The sequence below is a fragment of the Streptomyces sp. NBC_01515 genome (assembly GCF_045040345.1).
Taxonomy (GTDB): domain Bacteria; phylum Actinomycetota; class Actinomycetes; order Streptomycetales; family Streptomycetaceae; genus Streptomyces.
The window spans coordinates 8510196-8529023 of record NZ_CP109416.1; the positions used below are offsets into that span (position 1 = coordinate 8510196).

At 70.0% G+C, this 18828-nt stretch carries 12 protein-coding genes; 3 read left to right on the forward strand and 9 right to left on the reverse strand.

Annotated features, from left to right (window positions below; translation table 11 throughout):
• Position 1: 1 nt before the first annotated feature.
• Complete coding sequence (locus OG407_RS38255) at positions 2-1303, reverse strand: glycosyl hydrolase (RefSeq protein ID WP_405864363.1); 1302 nt, start codon at positions 1301-1303, stop codon at positions 2-4.
• An 8-nt stretch (positions 1304-1311) separates the two neighbouring features.
• Here OG407_RS38255 and OG407_RS38260 point away from each other — a divergent pair, with 8 nt between their 5' ends.
• Together OG407_RS38260 and OG407_RS38265 are read left to right on the forward strand one after the other, a co-directional pair.
• Positions 1312-2334: an N-acetylglucosamine kinase gene (locus tag OG407_RS38260; RefSeq protein ID WP_405864365.1), complete on the forward strand. Its 1023-nt coding sequence runs from the start codon at positions 1312-1314 to the stop codon at positions 2332-2334.
• On the forward strand, positions 2331-4586 hold the full coding sequence (locus tag OG407_RS38265) for a glycoside hydrolase family 3 N-terminal domain-containing protein (RefSeq protein WP_405864367.1): 2256 nt from the start codon (positions 2331-2333) through the stop codon (positions 4584-4586). The genes OG407_RS38260 and OG407_RS38265 overlap by 4 nt, the downstream gene beginning before the upstream one ends.
• On the opposite strand, the gene OG407_RS38270 is transcribed toward OG407_RS38265, so the two are convergent.
• The 6 genes from OG407_RS38270 to OG407_RS38295 form a co-directional block, all read right to left on the reverse strand.
• Positions 4576-5460, reverse strand: coding sequence for a carbohydrate ABC transporter permease (locus OG407_RS38270; RefSeq protein WP_405864369.1), 885 nt, complete (start codon positions 5458-5460; stop codon positions 4576-4578). The genes OG407_RS38265 and OG407_RS38270 overlap by 11 nt on opposite strands.
• Entirely contained in the window at positions 5457-6473 is a 1017-nt protein-coding gene (locus OG407_RS38275) for a carbohydrate ABC transporter permease (protein WP_405864371.1), read from the reverse strand. The genes OG407_RS38270 and OG407_RS38275 overlap by 4 nt, the downstream gene beginning before the upstream one ends.
• Positions 6473-7843, reverse strand: coding sequence for an extracellular solute-binding protein (locus OG407_RS38280; protein ID WP_405864373.1), 1371 nt, complete (start codon positions 7841-7843; stop codon positions 6473-6475). Before OG407_RS38280 ends, OG407_RS38275 begins: the two co-directional genes overlap by 1 nt.
• Positions 7844-7972: 129 nt before the next feature.
• The gene (locus OG407_RS38285) at positions 7973-8602 is read right to left on the reverse strand and encodes a peptidyl-prolyl cis-trans isomerase (RefSeq protein WP_405864375.1); all 630 of its coding nucleotides are present in this window, start codon (positions 8600-8602) and stop codon (positions 7973-7975) included.
• Positions 8599-12825, reverse strand: coding sequence for an NEW3 domain-containing protein (locus tag OG407_RS38290; protein ID WP_405864377.1), 4227 nt, complete (start codon positions 12823-12825; stop codon positions 8599-8601). The genes OG407_RS38285 and OG407_RS38290 overlap by 4 nt, the downstream gene beginning before the upstream one ends.
• A gap of 133 nt (positions 12826-12958) precedes the next feature.
• The gene (locus OG407_RS38295; RefSeq protein ID WP_403584678.1) at positions 12959-13843 is read right to left on the reverse strand and encodes a MurR/RpiR family transcriptional regulator; all 885 of its coding nucleotides are present in this window, start codon (positions 13841-13843) and stop codon (positions 12959-12961) included.
• 118 nt (positions 13844-13961) lie between these two features.
• Between OG407_RS38295 and OG407_RS38300 the strand changes: the two genes are divergently transcribed.
• The gene (locus tag OG407_RS38300) at positions 13962-14726 is read left to right on the forward strand and encodes a sugar isomerase domain-containing protein (protein WP_405864379.1); all 765 of its coding nucleotides are present in this window, start codon (positions 13962-13964) and stop codon (positions 14724-14726) included.
• Positions 14727-14922: 196 nt separating this feature from the next.
• Here OG407_RS38300 and OG407_RS38305 read toward each other — a convergent pair whose 3' ends face one another.
• Both OG407_RS38305 and OG407_RS38310 read right to left on the reverse strand, forming a co-directional pair.
• Positions 14923-15330: a hypothetical protein gene (locus OG407_RS38305; RefSeq protein ID WP_405864381.1), complete on the reverse strand. Its 408-nt coding sequence runs from the start codon at positions 15328-15330 to the stop codon at positions 14923-14925.
• 380 nt (positions 15331-15710) lie between these two features.
• Complete coding sequence (locus OG407_RS38310; protein ID WP_405864383.1) at positions 15711-18776, reverse strand: tetratricopeptide repeat protein; 3066 nt, start codon at positions 18774-18776, stop codon at positions 15711-15713.
• Between the last annotated feature and the right edge of the window lie 52 nt (positions 18777-18828).

Here is an 18828-nt window from a genome sequence, read left to right on the forward strand (position 1 = left end):
TCTATGGGAGGCGTACGACCTCCTTGATGCCCCGCGCCGCCAAGTACCCCTCGTCCGCCGCCCGTTCGGCCAGCACCACCGCGGGCCGGACGCCCTCCGTGCGCAGCCGCATCCACTCCTCGAAGTACGCGCCACCCGGACCGGACACCGAGCGGGTGCCCGGAGTGCAGTCCAACACCAGCGCGGTGTCGCGGAGTTGGACGGTGTGCGGCTCCGCGATGGCTTCGGCGAAGGCCTCGGCGATCGGCTTGGGGCGGCCCGCCGAGTCGAACAGGCCCAGCGTGTATTCGAGTTCGGGGTAGTCGGCGAGCGAGCGGTCCACGTCGTGCGAGCACCACCAGGTCACACCCCAGAGACCTTCGCACTCGGCCGCGTTGCGCACGGTCGCCTGCGCGAACTCCGGGGCGTCCGCCGCCGGGATGTGCGGCTCGGGCGCGCCGGTCTCCTGTACCCAGACCGGACGGGCCGGGTCGATGGCGTACGCCTTGGCCAACTCCGTTCCGTACTCGGCGAGATGGAGCACCTGTGGCGAGCGCGGGCCGTAACGGCGGGCGCAGTCGCCCGAGAACACCCACGGGTGGACGGTGGTCAGATCACCCTTGCGGGCCGAGGCCTCCGGGGTGAACGGGTGGTCGTCGCCGTACCAGGCGGCGTCGTACGCGGAGTGCGTGACCAGGCGGTCCGGCGGCAGATGTTCGCGGGCGGCGGCCAGCAGGGTGTCGAGATAGTGGTCCACCTCGGCCACCGTCACCGGGTTGTGCTCCACCAAGTTGTTGAGCTCGTTGCCGAGTTGGAGGCCGATCAGGTTCGGGCGGTCGGCGAGGGCGCTGCCCAGCGTGCGCATCAGCTCCGCCTGGGCGGTGATGGTCTCCGGGTCGGTGAAGACGTTGCGATGGTGCCAGCCGCGGGTCCACTCCGGGTAGAAGTCGAAGCTCGACAGATGACCCTGGACGCCGTCCACGAGCACGTCGAGGCCCGCCTCGCCCGCCAGGTCGACGAGGTGCACCAGTTGGTCCACGGCCGCCCTGCGGATCAGCGTGCGGTTGGGCTGGAGCAGCGGCCAGAGGTGGAAGATCCGGACGTGGTCCAGGCCGAGCCCGGCTATCTGGGCCAGATCCTCGCGGGCGTGCGCCGGGTCGAAGTCGTGCCAGGAGTGGAACCAACCGCGGCGCGGCGTGTAGTTGACGCCGAAGCGGAGCGTAGGAATGGGATCCTCCCCAGGTCCGGTCTTGCCCTGTCTGTGTCTTTGGCTCTTGTTCTGCGGTCTTCGGCTCTTGTTCTGCGCGAATGTATCAACCACCATAGTCAGTGATGAGCAACGATTTGAACCAAGAATTCGCCGGTGACCTCACCGGTGACCTCGTCGTCGGCCTCGACGCCGGTGGCACCCGCACCCGCGCCGTCCTCGCCGCCGCCGAGGACGGCCGCCCCCTCGGCGAGGGCGCGGCCGGGCCCGGCAATGCCCTGACCGTCCCGGTGCCGCGCCTCACCGACCACCTGGTCGAGGCGATCGGGCAGGCCGTCCCGGAGTCGGCACGCGCCCGCGTGGTCGCCGTGTCCGGCGGCTTCGCGGGCGCCACGGCCGCCTCCACCGAGGAACCGGGACACGTCAACGCCCGCACCGCCCTCACCGCCGCGCTCCGGCGCCTAGGCATCCCCGCCGACCGCATCCGCGTCCGCAGCGACATCGAGGCGGCCTTCGCCTCCGCCCCCGGTACCCCCGCCGACGGCCTCGCGCTGGTCGCCGGCACCGGCGCGGTCGCGCTGCGCATCACCGACCGCCGCTCCACGGCCACCGTCGACGGCGACGGCTGGCTCCTCGGCGACGACGGCAGCGGCTTCTGGATCGGCCGGAGCGCGGTACGCGCGGCCCTGCGCATGGCGGACGGACGCGGCCCTACGACCGTGCTGGCCGGGTCCGTCGGCCAGGCACTCGGCGTGCCGTTCGAGGAACTGCCCGCCGACGGCGACTGGTCCCGCGCCCACCGCGAGGCCTACCGCATGCACGTACTCCCCGCCGTGATGGCCGAACTCCCCATCCGCCTCGCCCGGTTCGCCCCGCTGGTGGTCGAGGCGGCGGGAAAGAAGGACGCCGTGGCGGAAGGCATCCTCGACGAGGCGGCAGACCAACTGACCGACACGGTAAGGGCGTTGGAGCCGTCCCCGGGTGAGCGGATCGTCGCCACCGGCGGCCTGCTCGGCCCCGAGGGCCCGCTCACGATCCCCCTCACCGCCCGCCTCCACACTCTCGGCCTGACCCTCGACTGGGTCCCGGACGGCTGCCGGGGCGCGGTCGCCCTCGCCCGACTCGCCTACGACGGTGACACCCGATGACCGACACCACCGTCCCCGTCTGCCGAGACACCACCGTCCCCGTCTACCGCGACCCCAACGCCCCCGTGGACAGCCGGGTTTGCGACCTCCTCGCCCGGATGACCCTGCGCGAGAAGGTCGGCCAGCTCAACCAGCGGATGTACGGCTGGAATGCCTACCGCCGCACTCCCGACAGCCCCGACGGGTTCGAACTCACCGACGCCCTCCGCGCCGAGACCGACCGCTTCGCCGGACTCGGCGCGCTCTACGGCCTGTTCCGCGCCGACGCCTGGTCCGGCGTCGACCACACCAACGGCCCCGGCGCCCAAGACAGCGCCGCGCTGGCCGAGTTGGTGCAACGCCATGTCATCGCGAGCAGCCGACTCGGCATCCCGGCCCTGTTCGTCGAGGAGGTGCCGCACGGCCACATGGCCCTGGACGGCACGGTCCTCCCGGTCAACCTGGCCGTCGGCGCGACCTGGGACCCCGACCTGTACGAGCGGGCCGCCGCCCATGCCGCCGCCGAACTCCGCGCCCGTGGCGGCCACGTGGCCCTCGTCTCCGCCCTGGACATCGCCCGCGACCCGCGCTGGGGCCGCACGGAGGAGTGCTTCGGCGAGGACCCGCACCTCGCCGCCCGCCTCACCGAGGCGCTGGTGCGCGGGATGCAGGGCGAGCCCGGTGACGGCTTCGCTTCCGACAAGGCCCCCGTCGTCCTCAAGCACTTCGCCGGCCAGGGCGCCACGGTCGGTGGCCGCAACTCCGCCGAGTCGGAGCTGGGCCTCCGTGAACTCCATGAGATCCACCTCCCCGCCGCCCGCGCCGGAGTCCGCGCAGGGGCCGCCGCCCTCATGTCCGCCTACAACGAGGTCGACGGCCTGCCCTGCTCCGGCAACCACGCCCTGCTGACCGAACTCCTGCGCGCGGACTGGGGTTTCGAGGGCCTGGTGATGGCCGACGGTCTCGCCGTGGACCGGCTGGCCCGCATCACCGGCGACAAGGTCTCGGCGGGCGCCCTCGCACTCAACGCCGGTGTCGACCTGAGCCTGTGGGACGAGGGCTTCACACACTTGGAGGAGGCGGTCGGGCGGGGACTGGTGACCGAGGAGGCCATCGACACCGCCGTGGCGCGCGTGCTCAGCCTGAAGTTCCGCCTGGGCCTCTTCGAACGGCCTTACAGCACAGGCGAGTTCCCTTCCGCACAGCAGGGCCGCGAGCTGAGCACGACCCTCGCCCGAGCCGCCGTCACCCTCCTCCACAACGACGGCGACGTCCTGCCCATCCCGGCGACCGCCTCGCGTATCGCGGTCATAGGCCCTCAATCAGCCACCACCGCCCACCAGTTGGGCGACTACACGGCACCCCGGACGTCCGGTGTCAGCGTCCTCGAAGGCCTACGGCGACTCGCCCCACCCGGCACCGACATCCGCCACACCCTCGGCTGCGCCCTCACCGGCGACGACCTCTCCGGCATCCCTGAGGCGGTTGCCGCAGCCGCTGCCTCCGACCTGGCTGTCCTGGTGCTGGGCGGCAGCAGCGCCCGTACCCCCGACACGGACTTCGACGCCAACGGGGCCGCACGGAACGCCGTTTCGGAGATGACGTGCGGCGAGGGCGTCGACCTCGCGGGTCTGAGCCTCGGCCGGGCCCAACTCGCCCTCCTGGACGCGGTCACGGCGACCGGGACACCCACGGCGGTGGTCCTGATCCAAGGCCGCCCGCACGTCGTCCCCGAACATGCCGGCGCCCTGCTCACCGCCTGGTACCCCGGACCGTGGGGCGGTGAGGCCATCGCCGAGGTACTGCTCGGCCACGCCGAACCGACCGGCCGCCTGCCGGTCTCCGTGCCCCGCTCGGTGGCCCAACTCCCCGTCTACTACAACCACAAGGACACCGAGTACGGCGGTTACGTGGATGCCGAGGCCGAGCCGCGCTACTCCTTCGGGCACGGGCTGTCGTACACGGGCTTCGAGTACGCTCCGCCGCGCGTCGCGGGGAACGTGGTCGAGGTCGACGTCACCAACACCGGCGTGCGACACGGGCGTTCGGTCGTCCAGGTGTACATCCGGCGGCTGATCACCCCGGTGTGGCCGCGCACGCTCGAACTGCACGCCTTCCAGGGCGTCGAGTTGGCCCCGGGGGAGCACCGTAGGGTCGAAATCCCCTTCGGCACCGACCAGTTGGAGCAGGTCGGTGCCGTGGAGGTTCGGGTCGCTCAGTCCGCTCGGGGCGCGCTCGCCGTCGAGCCCATTGTCGTACGCCTCAGAGCTTGACGGCTCCCGCTGAAACGCCCTTGTAGAACCAGCGTTGGGTGATGACGAACAGCACGAGCACCGGGATCACGGAGATCACCGAACCGGCCATCACCACGCGCTGGTCGTAGCCGAACGACGAACTCTGCAACCGCGAGAGGCCCAGCGTCAGTGTCATGTGGTCCTCGGAGCGGAGGACGATCAGGGGCCAGAGGAAGTCGTCCCAGGCGCTGATGAAGGTGTTGATGGTGACCACCATGATCGCGCCCCACGCGGACGGGAGATAGAGGTGGCGGAACCGCTGCCACTCGCTCGCGCCGTCCAGCATCCCCGAGTCCTCGATCTCGCGCGGTACCGCGAGGAACGCGCCGCGCATGAGCAGGACGTTGATCGCGCCGACGAAGCCGGGCAGCCACACGCCCACCACGTTGTCGACCAGGCCGAGGTCGCGGATGCTCAGGAACAGCGACACCATGATCGACTCGAAGGGGAACATCATGGAGGCGACGAGCAGGATCCAGACCGCTCTGCGGCCCTTCCAGGCGGGCTTGGAGAGCATGTAGCCGGCCGTGGTGGAGAACAGCAACTGGCTGCCGACCGACAGGAGTACGACGATCAGGCTGTTCTTGATGTACGTCGCCACCGGGACCTGGCTGAAGACCTCGCGGTAGGCGTGCAGGGTCGGGTGATGGGGCAGCAGGGAGGCGTTCGCGCCGAAGACGTCCTCCCCGGTGCCCTTGAGCGAGGCCAGGAGCTGCCAGATGAGTGGCCCTACGGTGAGGCCGAGCACCAGCAGCAACAGGAGGTAGCGGACGAGGAGTTCGCGAGGGCGGCCGTAGTCACGCCAACGCGGCGTCAGGCGGCGGGACTTGGGCCGCACTGCGGTCGTCGTCATGACTCGTCCTCCTTGGTGAGGCGCTGCGCCAGCAGGGTCAGGCCCAGGGTCAGGACGAACAGCGCCACGCTCACCGCCGAGCCGTAGCCCGCGTTGCCGGTGATGGGGTCCAGGCCGACGTCCCGGATGTAGAAGGGCAGCGTGCGGTCGGCGCCGCCGGGGCCGCCGGTGGAGCTGCCGAGCATGTAGATCTCGGTGAACACGCGCAGCGAACCGATGCCGGTGAGGGTGCCGACCAGCATCATCGCCTGGCGTACGCCGGGCACGGTGATGTGCCAGAAGCGGCGGGCGGCACCGGCGCCGTCCATGGAGGCGGCCTCGTGCAGCTCTTTTGGAACGTTCCCGAGGGCGGCCAGGTAGAAGACCATGTACCAGCCGAGGCCCTTCCACAGGGTGAGGCCCATCGCGGAGAGCAGGATCAGCCAGGAGTCGGAGAGGAAGGGGATCGCCGACCGGATCAAGTGGGCTTTCTCCAGCCAGGTGTTGACCAGTCCGTCGTCCGCCAGCAGCCACTGCCAGCTCAGCCCGACGACCACGCTGGAGGCGAGCACCGGGGTGTAGAAGGCGGAGCGGAAGAATCCGATGCCGGGGAGGTTCTTCTCCACCAGGACGGCGAGCAGGAGCGGCAGCAGCACCATGAGCGGGACGACGATCACGGCGTACAGGACGCTGTTGCGGGTTGCCAGCCAGAAGTCCGAATCACCCAGCATCCGGGTGTAGTTGGAGAGCCCGACGAAGCCCGCGGCGCCGCCGAGCGGCTTGGCGTCCGTGAACGACAGCAGCAGCGTGTTGAGGAACGGGAACACCCCGAACACCGCCGCGCAGACGATCGCTGGAGCGGTCCAAAGCCAGGGCAGCCACCAACGGCGGTACAGGGCGGCCCCGTTGGCGCCGGGGGCGGGACCGGGCAGGACGGCGTGGGCGAACTTACGTATGCGGGACGTGCCCGGTGCGGAGACGACGGCCTCCGCACCGGGCACGGTCACCGGCTTCGCGGTCTGCGTCGCCACCATCAACCAGCCTGCTTCAGCAGCTCGTCGGCCTTCGCCTGGGCGTCCTGCACGGCCTGCGCCGCGCTCTTCTTGCCCTGCATGGCCAACTGCACCTGCGACACGATCGCGTTCTGCACGGCCGGCGAGAGGTTGGTCTGGTAGGCCGTGGTCGTCTTGAGTTGGTCGGCGACGAGCTTGCGGGCCTGCGCGAACTGGTCGTTGCCGCCCACCTTTTGGAAGAACGGGTCGTTCAGCGAGGTGGTGGTCGTCGGGAAGATCACCACGTCCGGGTCCTTGGCCCAGGCCGTCTGGTTCTCGGCGTTGGTGAGGTACTCCGCGAACGCCAGTGCCACGGGGGCGTGTTTGCTGGTCGCGGCGACCGAGACGTACTGCGGGGCGCCGGTGGTGTGGCCCAGCGCGTCGAAGGGCTGCTGCCCGACCGCGGTCTTGGCGTAGATCGAGGGGCTGTTCTGCTTCACGAACCGCACATAGCTCGGGTTGGTCGAGCCGTAGGCGACCTTGCCCTGCGTGTACGGCGTGGACGGGTCGTTGCTGGAGGACAGCGAGTCCTTCGGCATCGCGCCCTCCTTGTACAGCTTCGCCATCCAGGCGACCCACTGGGTGGTGCGCGGATCGTCCGCGAACACGGCCGACTTGCCGTCGCTGGAGAGGGTCTTGATGTTCATCTGGTCGAAGTCCGCCGGGATGCGCCAGATCGGGTTGGCCATCGTCGCGTAGTACTTGCCCTTGGCCGACTTGGCGATCTTCTCGTAGTCGGCGAACAGCCCGAAGATCGTCGTCGGCGGCTTCGCGGGATCGATCCCGGCCTTCTTCAACAGGTCGGTGTTGTACGTCAGGACGATGCCGCCGGTGTACCAGGGGAGCACGGTGTGCAGCGCGGAGCCCGAGGCGTCCTTGAAGGTGCTCGACTTCCAGAACGCGGGGACGAACGGCTTGCCGACCGAGGGGTCCTTCACGCCCAGGTCGAGCAGATAGCCGGCCTTCGTCAGTGCCGTCGCCGTCTCCGAGTTGAGGTTGAGGACGTCCGGCAGCGTGCAGGCCTGGGCGTCGGCCACGGTGCGCTGGGTGAAGGTGCTGTCGCCCGGATCGTCGATCCACTTGACCGACGTACCGGGGTGCGCCTTCTCGAAGGACTTGATGACCCCGTTGAAGAACTTCCCGAAGTCCTTCTTCAAGTTGGTGGTCTGGAAGGTGATGTTGCCCTTCACCTCACCGGTGAGCTTCCCGGACCCCACATTGCCCTTGTCCACCTTGCAGCCGCCCGCGGTGGAGTCGCTGTCGCCCGAACTGCCGGACAGCCCGCAGGCGGCGGCCGTCAGGGTCAGGACGATGATCCCCACCATCGATCCGGTCAGTCTTCCTGTGCGCATCGCTGCCCTCCTGAGCATCAGCCAACAGCTGGTTCAATTAACCAACTTCGACTCCGATTGATGAAAAGGTGGACCAGAATTCATCGGAGGTCAATGGGTTCCCGTGTTGCTTTTAGGTTCCGGGAGTGATCAGTGCCGGTGCTCGTGGTCCGGGTGCGCCGGATCGCCGGGGTGCTCATGACCCACGGCATACACAACGCCGGACTTGGACTGGTCCAACCAGCCGAAGAAGGCCCGCCGCCCCGCCGCCCGCCGCAACTCCCGCGCGACCCCCGCACGGGCCTGCCCGTACGGCACGAAGTCCTCCGATGACACCCCGCTGAACGGGTCGACACCGCGCCGGAGCGCCTCTGCGGTGAGGAAGCGGTCCCGGTTCCGGTCGTAGTAGTCCCGCACGGCCCCCTCCGCGACCTCCTGCTCGCCCTCCAACTCGGCCAGCAGCAGCCGGGCGGCCGGGGAGTGCGCGAGGGCCGCCGCGACGATGCTGCCGAGATCCGCGACGTCGGTCTCGGCGACGGCGAGCACCTGGTCCGGCGACACCTCCGCGGGAGGCTTCAACCCCCGCTCCGCGCAAGCCCGTTGAGCCAGCTCGTCGATGACCACCACCTGCGTCGCCCACCGCCGGCGCTGCCGCTCGGCCCGTGCGAGCGCCTCGGGCCGGGTGCTCTCCCGGTCCCGGGCCGGTACGGCCGCCAGCAGCGCGTCCACCCGCCTTTTTGGAACGGTCCTGCCGCGCACCACGGCCGCGTGCTCCGTCACGGCGTCACCTCCAGCGCGACGGCCTCCGTGTAGGCGACACACCCGTGCCAGGCGACCTTCGCGAGCAGCCAGTACGACCCCGGCGGCACCGCCGAGCCGTCCACCTCGATGAAGCACTGCTCTTCCGCGCCCCCTGCGACCGTGAACCCCTGGCAGCCCGGCCCGACCCCGGCCCAGGTGCCCCACGAGGAAATGGCCCAGAGGGTGCCGTGGACCGGTCCACGGGTGGTGTTGCGGAGGTTCACGGGTACCCGCACCCGCTCTCCGCCGCGCACGCTGATCCGTTCAACGCCCAGACTGGACAGCAGAGTTGGCCCGTACTGCCCGCCCGCCACATCCAGCGCCACGACGTCCTCGTACGTCTGCCCGCCGTACTCCAACCGGGCCGCGAGCCAGTGCCGGCCGGGCTCCGGTTCCGACGGTGGTGTCACGGTCACCTCGGCCAGCGTGAACCCGCCGGGGCCCAACGCGTACGGCAGCTCGGCGGGTTGGGCGGTCCAGCCGGGCGGGACCTCGATCCTCACGGTGCCCGACACCGGCGCGTCGGTGAGTTCCGAGCCGACCCGGACGGTCGCGGTGACGGGGCCGGACACGGTGAGCGTCCCGGGGGAGAGGTACACCGACACCGGCATGTTTCCCCGGGGCGCGGGCCCGGAGTTGTGGAGCCAGTAGCGGGTGTGGACGGGCTGCGCGGGCTCATCTGCCGCGATTCCAGGCCCGGTTGAGGTCTCGGCGTCGGAGGTCGCCAGCACCGTCGCGACCTCGAAGCCGGTCAGGTCGAGGGCGAGTCCACCGTCCCGCTCCGGCACCAACTCCTCGCCGGGCGCCTCCAGTACGTCAGTCCGCGCACCCTCGGCCCAGTCGCGCGGCCCGCGTATCCGGGCCCGCACCGGACGGCCGTTCACCTCGTGCATCCGTACGACGACACCGCGCCCCGGATCGACCGGCACCGCGCTGCCCCGGGCCAGCGGGGAACCGGCCGGCTTGAGGGCGTCGAGGACGACCTCGCCCGCGGGTTCCAGGGCGAGCAGGGCGAACTTCCTTGGCAGGGTGCCTTGTTGGGTCGAGGTCCGCAGGCGGGCCGTGAGCGGGTGGTTGAACTCATGTCCGGCCTGAGGGAGTCGGACGTCGCGCCAGTCACCCGCGCCCGCGACCACCGCGTACTCGAACTCATGCGTCCAGCGCTGGAGTTGGAACGCCGAGCCATCCGGTGCCGTGCGGCGGGGCGGGTCGACCCAGATGCCGGAGGGCCAGCCGGTGCAGGAGCGCATGAGGGACATGTAGAGGTCGCCGGAGGAGGTGACGACACAGCCGGGCGTGCCCCGGTTGAGGACGGCGAAGCTGCGGCCGTCCCACGCGTCGCCCGGCGGCAGCGCCTCGCAGCCGCCCGCCGCCGTGGCCGTGAGGACCGCGTCGTCTAGGTCGGCGATCAGCGCGTCGACCGCCTTGGCGTCGTCCTCGGGGCGGGCGCCCGCCACCACGAGCAGCGGCAGCCGTTCGAGGTCGCGCAGGTCGGCCCCGGGCACCCACTCCTCGCGCAGCCCGGCACGCGGCGCGACCCACACCACCGCCACACCCCGCTCGGACAGTTGCCGACGCACCTCGCGACCTGCGGCCGGGTCCCAGCCGAGGGCCTCGGCTACCACGGAGTTGCGCTCGGGCGCACCCACGGCGATCCGGAAGTCGGGGAGATTGGAGTCGACTTCGAGGTCGCCGTAACGCGGGCCACCGGCGATCGTCGAGGTCGCGGTGACCCCGGCACGGACCAGGGCAGCCGCGAGCGGGGTACCGAGTTCACCTGCGCCGTCCCAGTCGGCGTAGACGAGTTCGGCGACACCGATCGACCGGTGCCCGAGCAGCTGCCCCGACTCGTCCCGTACCGCGACCCGTGCGGTGGATCCCAGTCCGAACCACGTGTTCGCCGGGTTGTCGAGCGTCCACGGGAACTCCTCGCTGTCCACCTCCACGAACCCGAATCCGCGCCCGATCACCGCGTCCGCCACCTCGTGCACCGGCAGCCCGCCGGTCACGTCGGACGGCCAGCGCACCCGGATCAGCCGGTCGGCGCCGTCGTAGCCGTCGATGGTCGTGGTCAGATCGAGGCGCGGGACTCCGGCCCACAGCGTCAGCCGCTGCGTGTACCGGAACAGTCCGAGGTCGGCGGTGACGGTGACCCGTGAACCGGCGGGGGAGTGCTGGACATCGATGTCGGCGACGACGTCGCGGCTGCGTGCGGCGGTGGTCCCGGTCGGCGTGAGATGCCACGGCCCCTCACCGAAGCGCGGGTGCCGTGCGTACTCCTCCTGTACGACGAGTTCGTTGCCGATGTCACCGGCGCGCAGCAACTCCCTTCCGTCCCCGGCCAGTTCGCGCAGGCTGCTGACGCCACCGCCGCGCGCGGGGTCGACCGTCACCTCGTAGAACTCGTTGCGGATGGTGAGGCCCTCGCCGGGCGTCCACTCGGGTACCGAACCCTCGGTGAGCGGGAGGGCCTTGAGGCCCATGCCGGGTACGTCCGGTACGACGACGCGGAGTTGGTCGCCCTCGCGTACGGCGGGGAGGGGCAGGCCGTTGTCGTCCAGCGGGACGCGGCCCGGGTCGGCGACCGTCAGCACGTCCCGGCGCTCCCAGGTCGCCGCGTTGAACACCACCAAGTCGTCTGTGCCGCCTGGTAGTTGGGCGACTTTCCCGGCCAGCGCGTCTGTCGCGTCGGCGTGCACCGTCTCGGCCAGGTCGTACAGCTCGCGCCAGCCGGTCATCAGGTCGATGTACACCTGGTCCGACTCGGAGCCGGTGATGGCGTCGTGGTGGGCGCCGTAGATGAGCTGGCGCCAGGCCTTGTCCAATGCCGCGTCCGGATAGGGGTGTTGGGCGACGAGCGAGGCGAGGGTCGCCCAGGCCTCTGCGTCGGCGAGGAGGGTCTCGCCGTGGCGCTGGGCCTGCTTGGTGTCGATGTAGGAGACGTCCTTGCCGGTGTAGACCGGGTTCATGTCCCGGGTCTGCGGGGACGCCTTGCGGCCCTCCTCGTCCAACTGGGCGCGGACGGCGGCGAAGAAGTCCCGGGGGATCGCGCTGACGAAGCGCGGCGAGACGTAACGGGCGTTCCAGTCCCGGTGGATGTCCATCACCCAGCGGCACGGGGGCGCGTAGTCACCGCCGACCGGGAGGAGCACGTTGCGGGTGAGCGCGACCTTCTTCAGCCCCCGGAAGAGCTTCAGCGCCGCCGCTTCGGCCTCGGGGAGCGTGGGCGCGTTGTCGATGGCCCAGCCGGCGCCGTAGTGGTTGACCATGTAGGCCGTGAGCAGCCCGCGTCCGGAGGGGGCTATCCAGCTGAACTCGGCCGGGAACTGCATGCGTTGGGGGTCGCGCGGCTCCTCGCCGAACACGGACAGGGTCGGGCCCCACTGGTGGAACGGTCCACGCGCCCATGAGCTGGAGGTGACCCCCGCGTCCGCCATCAGTCCGGGGAACTGCGGGTCGTGCCCGAACGCGTCCAGCTGCCAGGCGGTTTCGGGGGTCGCACCCAGGATGCCACGCTGGAAGCCGTCCCCGTACAGGGCGTTGCGTACGGTCGCCTCGGCGCCGGTGAGGTTGGTGTTGGGCTCGTTGTAGGTGCCGCCCATGATCTCGACGCGGCCGGTGCGGATCAACTCCCGCAGAAACGCCCGCTCTTCGGGGAAGGCGTCCCAGTACGGCTTGAGGTAGTCGACCTCGGCCAGCACGAAGGTGTACGCGGGATCGCGGCGGGCCAGGTCGCAGTGGGCGCGGACGAGGGTCATGCCGGACTGGCCCCGGGAGTCGAAGGTGCGGGCCGGGAGACCGGTGGAGGCGGGGTCGTCGGCCACGTCCCAGGTCTCGGTGTAGGCGCCCTGGGTGTTCCACCAGACGGGGTCGTAGTGGAAGTGGCTGACCATGAACATGGTCCAGCCGGGTTCGGCGGCCGTGAACTCGGCGGTGAGCGTGGCCAGTTGGTCGCCGTCGGCCGCCGTCACCTCGATCGCGCACCGCTCGCCGGGCGCGAGGTCCGAGGTCACGGGTATCTCGACGTGCGCGGTGCCGTCCTCGCCCGCGACCGTCTCCGCGGTGCCGTGGACGCCGGGGCCCTCGACCGTGAGGCGGACCGGCCGGCCGGGGACATGGGCGAGGTCGGCGGCCACCACCTGGAGCGGATGCTCGGCGGTGCCGACGAACAGCTCGGTCGACAGGGCAGCGGTGACGCGCATGGGTCTCCTACCAGAGGCTCGGCGGAGCGCCCATCCTGACACCGCGAAGATGATTCAAACAACCATCCCCGCGTAACTTCGGTGGTTCATCCATGCAGACTCGGCCGAGGTCACGGCCGGGTCCCGGCTGGGATCACCGGCCCCGGCGGGACTTCACGGCATGCTCCCCGGCGATGTGGTCGGTGAGGGCCAGCGAGGCGCTCGCGCGCTGGTAGGAGAGCTGCGCGACGCGGACGTAGAGGCAGTCGATGAGGACCAGGACCGAGTGGCGGGCGCCGATGATGCCGGTGGGGAAACTGGTCGCGGAGGACGAGGAGATCAGCCGGATGTCGGCGGCGCGGGCGAGTGCGGAGCGCGGGTCGGAGGTGAGGGCGATGGTGGTGGCGCCGCGCTCCTTGGCGAGCTCGAAGGGCTCGATGGTCTCGCGGGTGGAACCGGAGTGGGAGATGCCGATGGCGACGTCCGCCGGGGTGAGCAGGGCGGCGGAGGTGGCGGCCGCGTGCACCTCGGTCCAGCCGCGCACCGCGCAGCCGATGCGGAACAGCCGGGTCTCGGTCTCCTGGGCGACCGCCCCGCTGCCGCCGATGCCGTAGACGTCGATGCGCCGGGCGCGGGCGGTGGCCGTGGCCGCGCGCTCCACCGCGTCGAGGTCGATCCGGTCGATCGTCTGCTGCACCGCGCGGAGGTCCGCACTGCCCACGACCTGCACGACCCGTTCGAGATCGTCGTCCGGCGAGATGTCCGGGCCGATCTCGGCCGTGCCCCAGTCGGAGACCTCGCCGCGACCGCGCTCCTGGGCCAGCTCGATCAGCAGATGCTGGTACGAGTCGAGGCCGACCGCCCGGCAGAACCGGGTCACCGTCGCCTGCGACGTGCCGGTGCGGCGGCCCAGCTCGGCGGCCGAGCAGTGGGTGACGGCGGCCGGATCCTCCAGGATCAGCTCGCCGACCTTCCTCAGTGAGCCGGCCAGTCGGGGCAGCTCGGTGCGGATGAGGGTGGTGACGTCTGTCGGGGGCATGTGCAGAAGGTATCAGCCACCCCAGAGGCCATCGATTGAATACCAGGACCGCATGTGATTTATTGATTCATTGATCTAGAAAGAACAGGTGGTTTGATCCACCGGTGGGGAGAATCGCGTGTCCGCCGAGTCCGTAAGCGCCGAGACCTTCGCGCGCGAGAGCCTGGCCGTCCTCCAGAACATCACCGAGTCCAGCCGCGACACCGTGTCCCGCGCCGCCGAACTGATCGCGGACTGCGTCCGCACGGACGGCGTCATCCAGGCCTTCGGCACCGGCCACTCCCAGGCCATGGTCCTCGAACTCGCGGGCCGCGCCGGGGGTTTGGTGCCCACCAACCGCCTGAGCATCGCCGACCTCGTCCTCTACGGCGGCGACCCGCCCAGCGTCCTCGACGACCCGCTGCTGGAGCGGCGGGCCGGGGTCGCCGAACGTCTCTACGACCTCGCGGCACCCCGACCCGAGGATCTCTTCGTCATCATCTCCAACTCCGGTGTGAACAAGGTGATCGTGGAGATGGCCCTGCGCGTGAAGGAGCGCGGCCACCGGCTTCTCGCCATCACCTCGCTCGCCCACACCCGCGCCGTCCCGGCCGGTCACCCGAGCGGCAAGAAGCTCGCCGACCTCGCCGACGTCGTCCTCGACAACGCGGCCCCGCGCGGCGACGCCCTTCTCGAACTCCCCACGGGCGGTGCCGTTTGCGCCCTGTCCACGCTCACCGGCGCGATGCTCGTCCAGCTGTCGGTCGCGGAGGCGGCGGCGCGGTTGCTCGCCTCGGGGGAGCGGCCTCCGGTGTACGTCTCGGCCAATGTGCCGGGCGGCTTCGAGGGCAATCTGGAGCTGGAGAAGCGGTACGCGGGGCGAATTCGCCGTACCGCGAGCTGACGCCTCGCGGGGACGGGGTGACGACGAGCGGCCGGGACCCCCGGAACCGGGCCGCGGCCGCTCGTCGTCACCCCGCCGATGGGCGTGTGAAGAGGTGAACGGACGTCGACGTCGGCCAGGTCAAGGGTAAATGGATTCACCGGTCAGTGCCAGAGGCGGCGAATGCATCATCCAGCCATGTGCTGGGGAACCCGGGCTATGCGGAGGGTGCGGGTGGGGCCGGAGGGTTGGTGAAGGTGTTGCCCGAGATGTCCCGACCCAGGATGACCGGGCCCTGGTAACTCCCGCCTGAAATAAGGTTGTTCACCCCGCGATCCCGCTCGCCCACGGTCCTGGCGAACTGCCACCACTCCTCCAGCGCCTGCCGGAAGTCGGCGTCCACCGTGGCCCTGACGGCCAACGCCGTGCTCAGGGCATGGGCCCGCGTGGAATCGTCCGGGGCCTGGGTGAGCGCGGTGAGCTCGGGTTCACCCGAACTCACCGCTTCGGTGTGCCGGAAGGGGCGCCGGATCAACGCGACGAGTCCTTGCCAGGCCTGCTGCCCGGCTTCTCCGCCGAGACCTCCGGCCATCGCTGCGAGGAGAGCGACCGAGATGGGATCCACGAGGCAGTGCCCCTTTCCGCGGCAGCGGGGTGTCTGTGAGGGTGCGGCGGCGGGAGAAACCTTCCGTCACCGCACCGGCCGGACTAGGTGAGGTAATTCTGGACGCTAGGGATGCAAATCGCTATCCCGAGGGTGAAGGCGGAGAGGCCGGCGAGCTTGAGGATCAGGCGGTGCCCGAAGGCCTTCGCAATCGTGGGTCTAACCATGGGCGGGTGGTTCTCCAGAGTCACTCGGTGGCGGCTGTGGCGGCTTGTGCCCCAAGTGATTTCATACAGGGGTGAGGCTGGCGAAGCAACTCTGGGTATGGCTGCATTCGCAGGGGTATTCACGGAGCCCGGGAGCTGATAGTGGGTCCTTCGCGGGGCCATGCGCCAGTCCGCTCACTCCGTCTTCGTGGAAGGCGCTTTCTGTCCAGTGGCGCTTACGGCGGCCAGGCTCTCCCGGGCCTGCGCGGCCTCGCGTGCCGCACCGATTCGGTCGGCGACCTCGATGGCGTGCGTGATGTGTGCGGCGGCCGAACTTCCTTGTCCAAGCCGGTGTTCGGCAAGTCCGAGTGAGTGGAGAGCCTGGGCCTCCTCGTGGGCGGCTCCCACGCTGCGTGCCAGTTCCAGGGCATGTTCATGACGGGCGGCGGCTTCGGTGAACCTGCCCGCGGTATGCAGCGCGGTGCCCATCGCGTGCAGGGTCTCTGAGGCGTTGCGGCGATCTCCCAGTCTCCGAAACGTATTCAGGGATTGCTGCAGGACTTCAAGCATGGCGACCAGTTCACGAGGGGAACTCATTGTATTGGCCAGATTCACCTGGGTGATAGCGCGCTCCGATGGATTTCCCGACTCCTTGAGGGTGTCGAGCGCTTCATGGAGTAATTTCCGGGCGGAATCCGTGTTCCCCATGCGGATGTGGAGATCGGATAGGTTGTTCAGTACGTGGGCGTATTCCCGCATGTCCGTTGATGTTCGGAACCCGGCGAGCGCCAGGTCGAAGTTCTCCTGAGATTCCTGAAATCTGCCCAGATATAAATAGGTGATTCCCAGGTTGTTCCGGGATCGGGAGATCTGCCAGATGTCGCCCGACGCGGTGCGCAGGCGCAGGGTGCTGAGCTGGAACTCCAGTGCCTCCGCCAGTTGCCCGGTGTTCCAGTGCAGGACGCCGAGTTGGTGGAGGGCCTCGGCGCCGGCCTCCGCGTCGTCGAGGTCGGCGGCGGCCCTGTGTGCCTGCCGGAGTGCGGTGCGGGCCTCGTCGTAGCGTCCGCAGTGGGACAGCGCGTTGCCCAGGTCGATCAACGCGTGCGCCTCCGACTGCCGTTCGCCGACGGCGTGCCAGTGCTGCACGGCGGACGCGTGCATGCTTCGAGCGTCGGCCGAATACCCTTCGTCGTCGAGGAAGGCTGCCAACGCACCGGCGAGCAGGGCCCCTTCGCGCAGTCGTCCGGTGGTCCGGCAGTGGCGCTCGGCGGTGATCAGGGCGGCCCGCTCGGCGAGCAGCCAGCGGCGGGCCGTCGGCGCGTCGTCCCAGGGCGGGAGCGGGTGCCGTGCGGGCGGAGCGGGACGGTCCGGGCGGAGGCCTCGCGGATAGATCATCCGGTCCGCCGTGTCCGATGCCTGTAGGTAGAAATCGATCACACGGCTGATCGCCTCGTCGCGTGCGGAGTCCGTTTCCCCGGACATGGCGAGGGCGCGTGAGTATTCGCCGAGAAGATCGTGGAGCGTGTAGCGCTCCGGCACAGGTTCCTGAATTAGATGGACGTCGAGCAACGACTCCAGGGCGTCCTCCGTGGTGTCGTGCGGAAGGCCGGTGAGTGCCGCCATCCCGAACGTGTCGACATCCGGGCCGAAGCGTAGTCCGAGAAATCGGAAAACTGTTTGCTCTTCGCTGGTGAGTGCCCGATACGAAATGTCGAACGCCATGCCGATCTCGCCGCGCGCACCGTCCCGGATTTCCTTGAGCCGACCCTGTCCGTGCGTGAGTCTGCGCAGCAGGTGGGCGGTCGTCCAGGACGGGCGGGACGCCAGGCGTCCCGCCGCCAACTCGATGGCCAGCGGCAGATATCCGGCAAGTCTGACGATGTCGGCCACTTCGCCGGACTGGAGGGTGCGATCCCCGCCGGCCACGCTACGGAAGAGGGTGACGGCGTCCTTCGGGGGGAGGACGTCGAGTTGGATCGACCGGATGCCGGGTAGCCCGGTCAGCCGGCGGCGGCTGGTGACGATGATCAGGGAGGGGGAGGACCCTGGAAGCAACGGCCGCAGTTGTTGGGGGCCGGCCGCGTCGTCGAGGACGACCACCGCGCGACGGTTGCTGAGCAGGCGGCGCCACAGGCTCACCAACCCGTCCGTGTCGTGCGGCAGTTCCGCGGCGGGGACACCGAAGGCCCGGATCAGGGAGGTGAGCGCGGCGTCGGCGGTGAGGGGTTCCTGCCCCGGTGAGTGGGCCTGGAGGTCGAGGTACGCGGCCCCTTCCGGGAAGAAGGGGGCGAGACGTCTGGCCGCGTGCAGGGCGATGGTCGACTTGCCGACCCCGGCCATGCCCGAGACGGTCTGCAGTGCGATGACCGTACCGGTGGTCGGCGAAGCCGTCGACAGGGGTACGGCGTTGTGCATGATCACCGCCAACTCCGCCTCTCGGCCGATCAGTTCGGCATGGCTCGGCAGGGTCTGCGGAGCGGTCGCGGCGGGTTCCGTGCGGGGCAGGAGACTGTGGACCGGTGCCCCGTTCAGGACGAGTCCGTGCAGCCGGGTGAGGGACTCGCCCGGATCGGCGCCCAGGTCCTGGAGCAGGCGCCGGCGGACGGTGTCGTAGACGCGCAGGGCGTCGGCCTGTCGGCCGCAGCCGTAGGTGGCCGTCATGAGCTGGCCCGCGAGGAGTTCGTCGGTGGGGTGTTCCTCCAGCAGGGTGGTGAGGTCCGGCACGACCTCGGCGAAGTGGCCGCTCCGCAGTTCGATGCCGATACGGAGCAGCTGGGCGGAGAACTGCCGCTCCTCAAGGACGCTCCTGATGCGCTCGGCCCACAGGCCCGGCAGGCCGGTGAGCGGCTCGCCGTGCCGGAGTTCCTCCGCGTCCAGCAGTACCCGAAGTGCCTCGCGGTCGTCGCCGCTGTCGCTCAACGCGCGGGCCCTCGCGGTCAACCGCTGGAACCGGTGGCAGTCGATCTGGTCGGGGCGCACGTCCAGGGTGTATGCGTGGGCCTGCTGGACGAGGACCTCGCCGCAGTCCAGCGCACGGAGCCGGCGGCGGATTCTCGCGATGTAGGTGTGCAGACTCGCGCGCGGCTGGGCGGGCGGGCTGTCGTCCCACAGCCGGTGGATCAGCGTGTCCAGGGAAACCGGTCGTCCGGCATCAACTCCCAAGGCGGCGACCACGAGACGCTCTTTGACCGAGCCGAGCGTGTCGACGTGATGTTCTCCGCGCAGTTCGACCGGTCCCAGTAAGCGAACCTCCAAGTCCACCGGTGCCCCCGTCCGACGGCCGACCTGTGCTCTTGAAGGGTTAAGAATCGCA

Bases quoted from the DNA above. Each gene is read 5' to 3' on its own strand.
- OG407_RS38255 (WP_405864363.1), bottom strand. From the start codon at position 1,303: ATGGTGGTTGATACATTCGCGCAGAACAAGAGCCGAAGACCGCAGAAC.
- OG407_RS38275 (WP_405864371.1), bottom strand. From the start codon at position 6,473: ATGGTGGCGACGCAGACCGCGAAGCCGGTGACCGTGCCCGGTGCGGAG.
- OG407_RS38260 (WP_405864365.1), top strand. From the start codon at position 1,312: ATGAGCAACGATTTGAACCAAGAATTCGCCGGTGACCTCACCGGTGAC.
- OG407_RS38265 (WP_405864367.1), top strand. From the start codon at position 2,331: ATGACCGACACCACCGTCCCCGTCTGCCGAGACACCACCGTCCCCGTC.
- OG407_RS38290 (WP_405864377.1), bottom strand. From the start codon at position 12,825: ATGCGCGTCACCGCTGCCCTGTCGACCGAGCTGTTCGTCGGCACCGCC.
- OG407_RS38270 (WP_405864369.1), bottom strand. From the start codon at position 5,460: ATGACGACGACCGCAGTGCGGCCCAAGTCCCGCCGCCTGACGCCGCGT.
- OG407_RS38280 (WP_405864373.1), bottom strand. From the start codon at position 7,843: ATGCGCACAGGAAGACTGACCGGATCGATGGTGGGGATCATCGTCCTG.
- OG407_RS38295 (WP_403584678.1), bottom strand. From the start codon at position 13,843: ATGCCCCCGACAGACGTCACCACCCTCATCCGCACCGAGCTGCCCCGA.